This window comes from Polynucleobacter hallstattensis, assembly GCF_018881835.1.
Taxonomy (GTDB): Bacteria; Pseudomonadota; Gammaproteobacteria; order Burkholderiales; family Burkholderiaceae; genus Polynucleobacter; species Polynucleobacter hallstattensis.
On the sequence record NZ_JACVPO010000001.1, the window covers coordinates 550,155 to 563,310 of the forward strand.

Consider the following 13,156-nt stretch of genomic DNA (forward strand, 5'->3'; position numbering starts at 1 on the left):
TTAGAAGAACTTTTTTGCCGTTCGTTTGCTAACGTATTTTGTTGACCAGGGAATCAATTTCTTTTTTGAGTATTAAAGTTTCATATTTTCGATCTTCAACGTCTAATTCTCTCCCTTTAACTACATCAAGTACATCATTATAGCTGTAAAAAACTCTAAAAAAATTCTACCCTTCTGAGATAAGATATATATCGCTCGTAAAAATTCATTTAATAGCTCCCATCCGGTCGAATCTTCCATATAGTTGAGTGCTCTGTATTTGAGGTAGTCGACTCCTCCGGCCTACCATTACTGAAGTAATATAAGGCAATAGACTTTCTCGACATCCCCACGGGGCAGCATACTTCAATAGGTTGACCATGAAATGATGTTGATGTTGTTGAAAAAATAACTGTCCGATTAAATATTGGTGAAATTTTCTTTACACATTGCTGCATATCAGCATCCCAAAGCTCTAAATCGCCATTCATTGAGTTACACCATCCTTTATTTAAATAAATAAGGAGATTAAGTCTTCTATCCAGCTTATATTTAAAGTGCTTGTTGTAGTCAACATGAATTGCAAGTTTTCCTCCATTTTTTGTTTCGTGAAGACCCCCACCAAAATTATAGGGATCGGGAATCAAGCCACCAATCCCAGTCAGCTCCTCCAGTGAGACTAAAAATTTAGGGCTCATCAACTTATTTAGGAAAATTTCTGTGAAAATAGGAAGCATAGTTTCAAAATTAGTTCCAATCTTGTTTTTTACATAAAGGCCGTCATTATGCCGCTCATGAGCAGCACTCCCTAATGGCCACTCTAATAGTATTTTACTTAGAACTTCAGCGCTAAACAAATCATCTATAACAATATGTGGGAATGGTTCAGCGGTTTTATAACTTCCGATTTCAGATAAATTAGATAATTTCTTCCAATCCACCAAGGTATCAATTTCTAGATTATCCATTTATGGCCTCCATATTAAATTTTGGATGGGCTATAGAAACAAGTCCAAAAACTTCATCTTCAGGTATAGAGTCGAATTGCATCCCATCATATATCCAGCATTGTGGGATATGACTATCTTGCCTCCCCTCAGCCACCGCAAAATCTACCGAATACTTTCCTGCAGCTAATGCGGGAATGGTGTATTCAAACTTGATGGCAATACTTAAATTTTTTGAGACTCTAATCTCCCTATTTGGCGGGGTAACATATGCGGAGTTATTTTCTTCAACTATCTTTTGACCGAGCCTATCCTTTATCGTAAATCCGACTAATAGCCCGGTTATTTCTTCTAAAACGGAGATTTTTAAGTGAATAATCACGGTATCAGTTTTACTCAAAATCTTTAAAGGGGCTCTATTTTTTTCACTCCAAATGCCTGCGCTAATAATTCTTGCTTTTCCCGCGCCTCCAATTTCTGCCTTGGGATTTAACTGATTTGGATAATTAGGTTCTAAATATTTAACTTCTGATTGGGGGGTAGTAATTTCAGCACCATAGTGATTTAAATTTGCATTTAAATCCAAAGTTAACAAATTTGCCCGATGATATTCATCCAAAACATTTACTGTTATTCCAGCAGATTTTATAGTACCTTCATTGAGCCATATAGCCCTGTTAGAAATATTTGCAACTGCGCCAGAATCATGGCTCACAAAAAGAATTACTCCATGCTTTTTAAACTCATTAATGAACCTAAAACATTTTTGCGTAAATAGCATATCACCAACCGCCAAAGCCTCATCAACCACTAGAATGTCTGCACTCACATGGGCTATTACGGCAAATGCTAGACGGACCATCATTCCACTTGAATAGGTTTTAACTGGCTGGTTAATAAAATCGCCGATATCTGCAAATGTAGCAATATCTTCATAACGCTCGTCTATCTCTTCCGAGGTTAGCCCGAGAATTGTTGCATTCAAATATACATTTTCCCTACCTGTAAACTCTGGATTAAATCCAGATCCTAACTCCAGTAATGCAGCAATTCGACCCTCAATTATTATTTTTCCCGTTGTTGGCCTTAGAGTGCCACAAATAATCTGAAGTAGCGTAGACTTGCCGCTACCATTCTTGCCAACTATTCCCAAGGTTTCACCTTTCTTTACTTCGAAAGATACGTCTTTTAAGGCCCAAAAATCCTTGAAATATTTTTTTTGCTTAATTCCGATGATTCTTTGTAGAGCAGTGAAAATCAACTGTTTTAAACGATCATGTGGCTCTGTATAAATTTCATAACGCTTACTAACACCCTCAACTTTAATAATTACTTCAGAGCACATCTGCAAACCCCACTCTTGTTTTTTGAAAGAAAGCTAAACCTAAAACAGCACACATTGCAGAGACAAACAACCCGGCAAGATAAATAGCAATATCAGGACATTTGCCCCAAAACAATGCATCCCTAAACTGCTCGATTACCGTAGTAATTGGATTAAACATTAAATAAACTTGGTATTGTTCCGGAAGCGCTGAAATTGGGTAAAAAATGGGGGACAGGAACATAAGTACGGAAACCATCATCCCAATGAATTGGTTTGTATCCCTCAGAAAAACGCCAAAAGAAGCAAAAAACCAAGAAACCCCTAGTATGAAAAATACTAGGGGAATAAAAATCAAAGGCAATAGCAATACTGTAATTTGAGGTAATCCAAATAGGAAAATATAAGCTATTAGCCAAACGAGTAAACTAACAATTGCATGAAAAAGAGCCGCTCCAAGAGAGACTAACGGTAATATCTCTAAGGGGAATATTACCTTCTTGACATAATTTATATTAGAGGTAATCAATGTGGGCGCCCGATTGATGCATTCTGCGAAAAGATTAAATACGATCAATCCAGCAAACAGTATCAGTGCAAATTCAGCCTTCGAATCGCTGCCACCCGCCCATCTTGCCTTGAAGACAACACTAAAAACAAATGTGTAAATGAGCAACATAAATAATGGACTGATTAGAGACCATAACACCCCAATAACTGAGCCTTGATAGCGACCCAAAATTTCACGCTTTACTAAAGCGAATATCAGCCTGCGATTATCCAAAAATGAATAAATGACTTTTTTTGGTGCTGAGAAGCTATAGTTCATGCCGGTTAATTATATTCTTTATTATTCATTAAATTAGCTCTTATAGCGTTCATATTTTAGAATATTAATAAATATCGCTCGGACTGGCTCTTTTTGTTGAATAAAATAACCAATTTACCAAGCCTTGCTCCCCCCAAAGATGAGATTTAAAAGTTAACATGATATTGTGAAAGATTGTCGTAACCTATCATTCTATATTTCCTTAATGGTTTAACAATAAAGATTTGATCTGTAATTCGATTAAAGCCTCTTAAATAAAACTGCTAAGAATAAGCTAATCCTCAGTAGTGTGTTTGCCCAGACAACCTGCAAACCCTCATCAGCTGAAAGCGATGTTTTAACTTTGCAACTCTCAAAGCCTCAAATATTTTTAAAGTATCTTGATGACTTCTTGTAAGTAAATACTTTGAATCATTCAGTGCAGCAATATTTTGATTGGTAGCAATTAATTGAAGGTCGACAGCAAGCTTTTCAGGGAGCCAAACAGCATTTTAATCACAAAATACATAGCAATCGGGTTTAATATTCGAGTCGCATGCAGGGGATAAGAAATTCTGACAAAAGCCCTTTTGGGGACCATTTACAGTAGTGATCTTACCTAACGGCCATTTCGCTTAGTACTTAAGCAACACATCTAAAGTGGAGTCTTTTGAACCTTCATCGCTGACTACCAACACCCAATTTTTATAGGTTTAAACCTCTCAGGAATCGAGCTGTTCAGCCAAAAAATGCTCGCCATTGTATGTACAAAGCATAACTGCAACCAAAAAGGCTCGATCGTAGACCGATCTAAAGGAGTAGCTAAACCAAGACTTAAAGGACTAATTTCATTAATATAATCAATCACTTATATAAATTTCTAGAAATTTTGACTAAGCATCTCAACACAATAACGGCCCATAAACGAATTATTCATATCATAAAAATAGATTATAACGAAATGGGGTTAAAAACTTGCCTTGGCACATACATGACAAAGGCTAATTAGCTAATATCGTTGCGTAACCCTGCTGTTCTATCGCATCTTTCTTATCAATTAATTATTTTGGTAGATAAAGTAGGTGACTTTTATTATCTGGCCATAGGCTTGATTAATCAGGAAAAAAATTGATTGATAATATACCAATTATGCATTCATCAACCCCTTCAATATTAGCTATCATTGTTGCTTACCAGCCCAACTTAGCTCATCTAAAGGAATTAATTCGTAACACTAGCAAACAGGTAGGTGCAGTGATGATAGTTGATAACTCGCCTAACCCCTGTGATGCTTTATCTGAGCTTAATTCAACATGCAAAGTGTCCTATGTAAGTCTAACCGAAAACATGGGAATTGCGCATGCCCAAAATATCGGCATTGAGTTTGCCATCAAGCAAAATGTTGCCTATATATTGTTGCTTGATCAGGACAGTATGCCCGAAGAGCGGATGGTTGAAAACTTACTCTTAGGGATTTCTCAGTCACAAAAATCATTCTCTAATATCATCGCAGCTAGCCCGCAGTATTACGACCTGCGCACTAACTTTGAGTCCCTGTTCATGGTGGGTAAATTCAAAATTCCTTTTTGGCATCGTCCTGAGTCAAAAATACTCACCAGTAATATAGTGTTTGCGAGTTTTTTAATTAGCTCCGGAACCCTGATTGATTTGCCAAAATTAATCGAGCTACGTGGAATGAGGGGTGACTACTTTATTGATCACGTGGACACGGAATGGTGTTTACGCGCGCTATTAAAGGGCTATCAACTGATCGGCATTTATGATGCAAAAATGATTCATTCCTTGGGAGATAAGGTCAAAAAGTTTTGGTTTTTTGGCATACGCAATATCTCAGAACATGCCCCTTTACGCGACTACTATATGTTTCGAAATACGTTGCTCATGCTTAAGGATTTATATATGCCCTTTACCTGGAGAATTTTTTTACTATTTCGTCTAGTTAAATTTTTTGTATTCTTCTTATGCTTTTCTCAAGAGCGTGCATTACGTTTTCAACTCATGATATTAGGACTTAGGCATGGTTACACCAATATTCGGGGTAGGCTTAATTTAAAAACCCTAAAATGCGACATCATTCCAATTACTTCATTAGACCCAACTTGATTTGAAGTTTTGATGGTGAGATCTACTAAACATAATGTCACTTGGAATTCATCCTCCAATATCCTACCTTTATTTGTTGGCGTTGCTTTATTTCCCAAAATCATCTCAGCTTATGGTCTTGAGCCTCCACGACATTTACATATATTTACTAAGGAGGCTTTGTTATCTGCAACAAAGCAAGCAGGATTTAGCAAAATTAAAGTGATTACGAGCAACTTTAGTGCAGCAGGGGTTCTTTTAGCCAGCGCTCGACTCAAGACCAATCATGAAAATTCACTCCCTCTATGGCTTATATTGAATTTTTCCCGCCTCGCTCTGACTTTTTACGGGCGTTTTTACCCCGACTCAGGGGAAGAGCTCATTTTAATCGCCGAGAAATAAAGCATATGCAACCGAGAGTAGCAGTATTACTTGCAGCATTCAACGGCAAACAGTGGCTCAAAGAGCAAATTGATAGCATTCTCTCGCAAGAAGGAGTGATGGTTTCTCTCTACATCAATGTAGATCAATCCTCCGACGGTACAGAAGATTTCATTGATCAACTATCCAAAAGTGAATCCCGCATTCATACGTTTACTTATGGGCAACATTATGGCGGGGCGGCTGCCAACTTCTACCACCTAATAAAAAACATTAATTTCAACCAATATGACCATGTTGCGCTCTCAGATCAAGACGATATTTGGCTGACAAAAAAACTTTTTACGGCGATTGTCAGTCTAAATAAATGTAATGCCGATGCTTACTCAAGCAATATCACTGCATTTTGGCCTAATGGGAAAAAGCTTTTCATTAATAAAGCGCAGGAGCAAGTCAAGTGGGACTTTTTGTTCGAAGCAGCTGGCCCTGGCTGCACATATGTGCTAACGAAAAAATTTGCGATCAATTTGCAAAATTTTATCCTTATTAATTGGGGTGCCGTTAACCGCATCAGCCTTCATGATTGGCTGATATATGCTTATGCTCGAGCTAATGGATATCACTGGTTTATTGACCCTTATTCGAGTTTGTTATATCGCCAGCATGCAAATAACCAGGTAGGGGCAAACGTAGGCCTGTCTGCATTTCTGGGGCGAGTCAAAAAAGTCTTAAATGGCTGGGGGCTAAACCAATCACTTCTTATTGCAAATGCGGTTGGCCTGGGAACTAGTCCATTTGTGTCAAGTTGGTCCAAAGGCAATCGCCTCGGCTACCTCTCTTTAACAAGTCATTTCTGGCAATGTCGTAGAAGACTTAAAGATAAATTTCTATTTTTAATGGCCTGCATTAGTTTTGTAATGCTTCCACCTAATAATAAGCAAAAAGAACACCTAAAAGTTGACGCCTAGAATAAGATAGAAACATGTACACCCTCATTAGCGCATTTTTATGCTCTCTAATCGCCTCACTATTAATTATTCGCTATCAGAGCGTTCATCAACACATCACAGGCGACCTGGATCTTTTGGGTCCGCAAAAATTCCATATCTCTTCCGTACCCCGCATTGGTGGAATTAGCATATATCTTGCTCTATGGATGGCTAGTTCTATACGCTACTTACAAGATACTAATAATGGAATTTTGCTAATGACTATAGTTGCTTGTGGTAGCCTCGCATTTTTAATCGGGTTTGCCGAAGATTTGAGTAAACGCGTTGGTGTGTCTAACAGACTTATGGGCACCGCAATCTCTGGGGGCTTAGCTGGCTACTTTTTAAATGCTTGGATCTCCCACATTTCTTTATGGGGAATTGATTCACTTTTAGCCATTCCTGTAATTTCAATTTTATTCACCTGTATTGCTATTGCAGGCCTCTCTAATGCTTACAACATCATTGACGGCTTCAATGGTTTAGCAAGCATGGTTGGCATCATTACTTTACTTGCTATAGCATCAGTAGCATTTAGAGTTGGGGATATAGAAATATTGATTGCAGCTCTAATGATGGTTGGTGCTATTGGCGGGTTCTTTATTTGGAACTATCCAAGAGGTTTAATATTTCTTGGTGATGGTGGCGCTTATCTAATTGGTTTTTGGATCGCAGTATTATCAATTATGATAGTGACTCGTAATGAACAAGTTTCTCCTTGGTTTGCCCTCCTGGTAAATGCCTATCCAATTTTTGAAACTTTATTCTCCATTTGGCGTAGAAAAGTACACCAAGGGAAAAACCCGGGAATATCTGATGGCGCTCACTTTCATACATTAATTTATCGTCGGATTATGCGCTGGGCACTCGCAAACTCAAGCGTTAGTGATTCATTTGGAAATACCCTCAATAAAAATGCTAACGCTAAAACTTCCCCATACCTGTGGGTCCTATCAAGCTTTGCAGTGCTTCCCGCAGTATTGTTCTGGCAGTACACCTTCGCACTGCAAGGCTTCGTTTTATTATTCTGCGCGACTTATGTTTGGATCTATCGCTCTATCGTTAAATTCCAAACACCTAATTGGCTGAAATAAAAACTCAGCTCTTTTGAGCTTCGTAGAGCATTTCTGATATTACTTCTTGCAAAGACTTCTTAGCGCTCCAACTTAATAATGCTTTTGCTTTACTAGGGTCAGCCAAAATCTCCACTCCCTCATTTGGCCTAAAAAGAGACTTATCTATCAATACATGATCTTGCCACTTGAGCCCTATTTGAGAAAAAACTATCCCTGCAAACTCTTCTAGAGAATGGCCTATGCCCGTTGCAATCACAAAATCTTCTGGATTGTCTTGCTGCAACATTTGCCACATTGCATCGACATAATCTGGAGCCCAACCCCAATCTCGCTTAATAGCTATATTTCCTAGCGTGAGCTTGTTGCATCGTCCTTGCGCTATCTCAATTGCAGCTCGAATAATTTTTTGCGTTACAAAACGAGTTGGTCTTAATGGGGACTCATGATTAAATAATATTCCAGTACAGGCAAATAGGTTAAATGAATCACGATATAGTTTAACCAAGTTAAATGCCTCTACTTTTGCTTCTGCATAAGGGCTATTGGGATTGAAGGCAGTATCCTCATTCGCTGGTACGCCATGAGTTTCGCCAAAGCACTCACCAGAGCCAGCACCAAAAAAACGGGTTTTCGGATAGTTAAGTCTAATTTCCTCTAAAACATTTATGGTTGTATCCACAATACTTTGCCTAGTTTCTTCAGGCCTCTCAAATGACAGGCCAACAGAACTTTGTCCAGATAAGTTATAGACCTCATCTGGTTTACTCAAGAAAAAGGCATCCCTAATACTCAATACATCTGATGTTGTCATATTAACGAGTTTTACTTGAGCAAGGATCCCTAACTTTTCAAGATTAGGAAACACTGTTTTTTCTTTATGTCGTGAGCTGCCAAAAACTACATAGCCTTTCGATAAAAGAAGCTGTGCTAGGTAGGCACCATCCTGCCCAGAAACTCCGCAGATGAGAGCTCGTTTCATTGTAACTGCCGCTCAGATAAAGTTAAGATTCTCTGCCCTTTTGAATATCGTGCCCATATTTTTTAAGAAGTAAATGTTGTTTTGCATCATCCAGATCATTGGCAACCATTTCTTCAATCATTTGATCTAAGGTAATTTCAGGTACCCAGCCCAGCTTCTTTTTAGCATTGCTTGGATCGCCTAATAATGTCTCGACTTCTGCTGGTCGGTAATATCTTGGATCTATTTTTACAATCACATCGCCCACCTTAACGGAAGGGGCCTTATCTGCAGTAATGGCGGCTACAAAAGCCTGCTCATTAACACCCGATCCCTCAAAAGCCAAAGTAATGCCGAGTTGTTTAGCGCTACGGATAATAAATTCTCTTACTGAATACTGAACACCTGTAGCTATAACAAAATCTTCTGCCTTATCTTGCTGCAGCATCATCCACTGCATGCGGACATAATCTTTTGCATGACCCCAATCTCGAAGAGCATCCATATTGCCCATGTATAGACAATCTTCAATACCCATAGAAATATGGGCTAAGCCACGCGTGATCTTGCGCGTTACGAAGGTCTCACCGCGACGCTCAGACTCATGATTGAATAGGATGCCATTACAAGCATATATGCCATACGCTTCACGATAATTCACCGTGATCCAATAAGCGTAGAGCTTCGCTACGCCGTATGGGCTACGTGGATAAAAGGGAGTAGTTTCCTTTTGTGGAATTTCTTGCACAAGACCATATAATTCGGAAGTTGATGCCTGATAGAAACGAGTTTTCTTTTCTAAGCCCAGAATACGAATTGCCTCCAGAATTCTAAGCGGGCCAATTGCATCAACATCGGCGGTGTACTCAGGCACCTCAAATGAGACGGCAACATGACTCTGAGCGCCTAAATTATAAATTTCGTCAGGCTGGCACTCTTGAATAATTCTTATTAAATTTGTTGAGTCTGTTAGGTCACCATAATGCAAAATAAAATTACGGTGATAAATGTGCTGGTCTTGATAAAGGTGGTCAACTCGCTCAGTATTAAATAAAGAGGCCCTACGTTTAATCCCATGAACAATATAACCCTTCTCCAACAAAAATTCTGCTAAATAAGATCCATCCTGACCCGTAACACCAGTAATCAATGCAACTTTGACTTTTTTGCTATCGCTCATATTTTTTAACTTAGACTTTCAATTAATAATTAACTTCGCCCGTAGTGGTCTTCAAAGCGAACAATATCATCCTCGCCCAAATAACTACCCGACTGCACCTCAATAATCTCTAGTGGCTCGATTCCTCTATTGGCCAACCGGTGAGTTTGACCCTGAGGGATAAACGTACTCTCGTTCTCTTTTAAAGTAATCACTCGAACACCATTAGTAATCTCTGCTACACCTTTCACCACAATCCAGTGCTCAGCCCTGTGATGATGCATTTGTAGCGATAGACTTGCGCCTGGCTTAACCTGAATTCGTTTTACTTTAAAACGCTCACCCTCATCCACACTGTCATACCAGCCCCATGGCCTAGACACTTTGCGATGAAGGCTCTTCTCTTCCCGTCCTTGCAGTTCAAGCTGTGAAACGATGCTTTTTACATCTTGACTATTTTTTCGGTCCGCAATGAGAACTGCATCCGCTGTTTCCACAATAACTAAATTTTCAATTCCCACTGCACTAACCAAGCGACTACTGGCATGAATTAATGAGTTTTTAGAATTAGCTAAAAATGTATCGCCGCTAGTTACATTTCCATCTTTATCTTGCTTGCCCACCTGCCATACCGCATCCCAAGCACCTAAATCATTCCACCCTGCATCAAGTTCAACTACTTTTATCGGGAAGTTTGATCCTGGACATTTTTCAATGACCGCATAATCAATGGATTCACTGGGAATATTTTTAAATTCCTCTTTACCCGGCCGAATGAAGTGGAATCCATCTGAGCTATCTTCAGATTGTGTCTGCCATGCCTTCTCAGATGCCTCATAAATATCTGGACGAAACTCTTTTAAAGCAGATAGCCATGTACTTGCCCGTGAAATAAACATTCCACCATTCCATAAAAAGGAGCCATCCAGCAAATATTCTTGGGCAGTTTTAAAGTTAGGTTTCTCAACGAAGCGATTCACTACAAAAGCATTGTTCTTATCCTTGATATCGGAGCGCTGAATATATCCATAACCTGTTTCAGGTGAATTTGGAGTTATGCCAAGTATTGCGATAGCCTTACTCTCGCTCTCCACCACCTTAATGCAGTCTTGAAGGGCTTTTGTGAAGGCGCCTTGATTCTTAATTATTTGGTCTGCTGGAGTAATTACCAGAATAGGATCTTGATCTTGTCCCATGACCCCTGCACATTTTGCAGCCATAGTCAAAGCAGGCGCTGTATTTCGACCAGAGGGCTCCAACAATAAAGTGGCATTGATAGAACCTATTTCTCGTAGCTGATCAAGAACTAAAAAACGATGGTCTTCGTTAGTTACTACCAAGGTATTGCCAATAGCGACTTTCCCATCGCCAACAGAATTGATGCGTTTCACAGCCTGCTGAAAAAGACTTTCCGAAGAACCGTCTCCCGAAAGAACCAAAAACTGCTTCGGAAACCCTGACCGAGATAAAGGCCAAAGACGGGTACCAGAGCCGCCACACAAAATTACAGGGTAAATTAATGACATAGGCTAATAAGAGGCTACTTATGCTTTTTATAAATAATTACTGATTTTAATGGGTTTTAATATGATTCTTTGTTAAAAAGAGCGCAATTACAAGAAATTCTCGAGGCGGGTAATCATAAAGACCATTAAGCAATGGCATTTAAAACTATCAGTAAGTAGTCAAAATGACAAAAAGAAACATTCCCAAGATCAACCCACGCGACTCATAAACCGAGTGCGGCCAGTCTATTCGCAAGGAAAACGTGGGTAATTGCCAAAAACTATGCAATTAAAGGCTGCAAAGCTTCAATTGCAGCTGGCCGAATTCAATAGATCACTTTTGGATCTCGGGGCCAGTAAACATTCCTAGGGCGCAGCCAGCTATCCAAGATTTATGGCGTGAAAAAAGGCTGTTAAAGCAGCCTTGTCCAAAGCCCAATATTTAATTAAGTCTTCTTAGCGTAAGCAGAGCACCAGCCTTTACCAGCAACTTGCTTAGCACCAAACAATGAGCAACCACCGGCAGCAGAATCAGCCTTACCTTGGTACAAAGCGCAGTTGCCGCATACCTGACCAGCGGCGTACTTAGGGTACTTTGCTTTGTCTACAGTAGTAGCGTTTGCTTTATAACCCAATGCAGCAGCTTGTGGATCTGTTTCAGCAACCATTGCTTGAGCTTGAACTTTACCGTTCAAAGCCAAAGTGCAAGCACCGGCAGCGGACAAAATCATAAATTGGCGGCGACTATTTTTCATACATTCTCCAGAGAGTGAAATAGAACAAAAATTGCATCTGAATGGCTCATAGAGCAGATCAAATTAGTCCACTATCGGCAATCTAAATATATGATTTATATGACTATTTTGTTGAGAATTGTTCTCATATTGAATTTACTGTGAATTTCTAATGCCAGCCCTTGAGATTCATGCAGGCAATACGCTGCTTTACGTGAGTACCTGATCCCGATTCTGGGTAGGATTGCGCACAATCTAAGGCATCTCGTTGAAAAGTAGCTTTATTGTTTTTGGTCGGGTCGGTATTCACATCAGGATACAAAGAGCATCCCATCAAGATAAAACCCACCAGCAGAGTAGTAGTGACTTTCGTCAGATACCAACCCAATTTAGTTAATGTCATGCGTTTGCTCTGGACTACCTTTTATCTAGGAGGGACAAAAACTCTCTACGCAAATTCGAGTCTTTTAAGAATGCTCCACGCATCACGCTGTTGACCATCTTGGAATCGCGATCTTTAACACCACGCCATTGCATGCAGAAGTGATCTGCATCCATTACAACTGCAACACCAGTCGGCTTAATTTTTTTCTCCAGCATATCGGCCAACTCCACTACCGCCTCTTCCTGAATCTGTGGACGACACATGACCCATTCCGTTAAGCGTGAGTACTTTGACAAACCAATGAGAGCAGATTCTTTACTTGGCAACACCCCAATCCAAATACGACCCATGATTGGGCAGAGGTGATGAGAGCAAGCACTACGAACAGTAATAGGGCCAATAATCATCAACTCATTTAAGCGACTGACGTTAGGGAACTTCGTTAATGTAGGCTGCTCAACATAACGACCATTGAACACTTCTTTAACAAACATCTTAGCCACACGCTGGCTAGTGTTCTTAGTATTGTGATCACTCTCAGTATCAATCACTAAGCTTTCTAAAACAGCCTGCATCTTTTCAGCAACTTCATCTACTAAGCCCTCCAATTCTCCAGGCTGAATGAATTTAGCAATATTGTCATTTGCATGAAAGCGTGCCTTCTGAGCTTCAATACGGCGACGAATCACCACAGACAATGGTGTACCAGCGTCAATCTTTTTAGCTGGAACTTTTTTTGCAGGGGCCTTAGCAGCCGTCTTCGCAGGAATTTTTTTTGCAGGCATGTTTATTTATTGTCTCGATGAAT

Annotated in this window: 13 protein-coding genes; 4 read left to right on the plus strand and 9 right to left on the minus strand. The window is 39.7% G+C overall.

What is annotated here, in order from left to right; all coding sequences use genetic code 11:
* Window positions 1–209: 209 nt before the first annotated feature.
* From ICN26_RS02850 to ICN26_RS02860, 3 genes are read right to left on the minus strand one after another with little or no spacing between them, the layout of a single operon-like run.
* Entirely contained in the window at window positions 210–947 is a 738-nt protein-coding gene (locus ICN26_RS02850) for a 2OG-Fe(II) oxygenase (RefSeq protein WP_216266732.1), read from the minus strand.
* A complete protein-coding gene (locus ICN26_RS02855; protein ID WP_216266734.1) occupies window positions 940–2,271 on the minus strand; it encodes an ABC transporter ATP-binding protein in 1,332 nt (443 codons plus the stop codon). The genes ICN26_RS02850 and ICN26_RS02855 overlap by 8 nt, the downstream gene beginning before the upstream one ends.
* On the minus strand, window positions 2,261–3,079 hold the full coding sequence (locus tag ICN26_RS02860) for an ABC transporter permease (RefSeq protein ID WP_216266736.1): 819 nt from the start codon (window positions 3,077–3,079) through the stop codon (window positions 2,261–2,263). The genes ICN26_RS02855 and ICN26_RS02860 overlap by 11 nt, the downstream gene beginning before the upstream one ends.
* Before the next feature lie 1,107 nt (window positions 3,080–4,186).
* Between ICN26_RS02860 and ICN26_RS02865 the strand changes: the two genes are divergently transcribed.
* Genes ICN26_RS02865 through ICN26_RS02880 form a run of 4 tightly spaced genes read left to right on the plus strand, consistent with a single transcriptional unit; the run spans window position 4,187 to window position 7,625 of the window.
* On the plus strand, window positions 4,187–5,182 hold the full coding sequence (locus tag ICN26_RS02865; RefSeq protein WP_216266738.1) for a glycosyltransferase family 2 protein: 996 nt from the start codon (window positions 4,187–4,189) through the stop codon (window positions 5,180–5,182).
* Window positions 5,183–5,194: 12 nt separating this feature from the next.
* Window positions 5,195–5,563, plus strand: coding sequence for a hypothetical protein (locus ICN26_RS02870; RefSeq protein ID WP_216266739.1), 369 nt, complete (start codon window positions 5,195–5,197; stop codon window positions 5,561–5,563).
* A 5-nt stretch (window positions 5,564–5,568) separates the two neighbouring features.
* Window positions 5,569–6,510: a glycosyltransferase gene (locus ICN26_RS02875; protein WP_216266741.1), complete on the plus strand. Its 942-nt coding sequence runs from the start codon at window positions 5,569–5,571 to the stop codon at window positions 6,508–6,510.
* Between the two features lie 14 nt (window positions 6,511–6,524).
* A complete protein-coding gene (locus ICN26_RS02880) occupies window positions 6,525–7,625 on the plus strand; it encodes an MraY family glycosyltransferase (protein WP_216266743.1) in 1,101 nt (366 codons plus the stop codon).
* 4 nt (window positions 7,626–7,629) lie between these two features.
* On the opposite strand, the gene ICN26_RS02885 is transcribed toward ICN26_RS02880, so the two are convergent.
* The 6 genes from ICN26_RS02885 to folE form a co-directional block, all read right to left on the minus strand.
* Window positions 7,630–8,586 (minus strand): GDP-mannose 4,6-dehydratase, encoded by a 957-nt coding sequence (locus ICN26_RS02885; RefSeq protein WP_216266745.1) that lies wholly within the window; start codon window positions 8,584–8,586, stop codon window positions 7,630–7,632.
* 22 nt (window positions 8,587–8,608) lie between these two features.
* Window positions 8,609–9,745, minus strand: a complete 1,137-nt coding sequence (gene gmd / locus ICN26_RS02890; protein WP_216266747.1) for a GDP-mannose 4,6-dehydratase — start codon at window positions 9,743–9,745, stop codon at window positions 8,609–8,611.
* A gap of 29 nt (window positions 9,746–9,774) precedes the next feature.
* Entirely contained in the window at window positions 9,775–11,250 is a 1,476-nt protein-coding gene (locus ICN26_RS02895) for a mannose-1-phosphate guanylyltransferase/mannose-6-phosphate isomerase (RefSeq protein WP_216266748.1), read from the minus strand.
* A gap of 425 nt (window positions 11,251–11,675) precedes the next feature.
* Window positions 11,676–11,984, minus strand: a complete 309-nt coding sequence (locus ICN26_RS02900) for a high-potential iron-sulfur protein (RefSeq protein ID WP_216266750.1) — start codon at window positions 11,982–11,984, stop codon at window positions 11,676–11,678.
* 148 nt (window positions 11,985–12,132) lie between these two features.
* Window positions 12,133–12,366, minus strand: a complete 234-nt coding sequence (locus ICN26_RS02905; protein ID WP_216266751.1) for a hypothetical protein — start codon at window positions 12,364–12,366, stop codon at window positions 12,133–12,135.
* A 14-nt stretch (window positions 12,367–12,380) separates the two neighbouring features.
* On the minus strand, window positions 12,381–13,133 hold the full coding sequence (folE, locus tag ICN26_RS02910) for a GTP cyclohydrolase I (RefSeq protein ID WP_216266753.1): 753 nt from the start codon (window positions 13,131–13,133) through the stop codon (window positions 12,381–12,383).
* Window positions 13,134–13,156 lie beyond the last annotated feature (23 nt).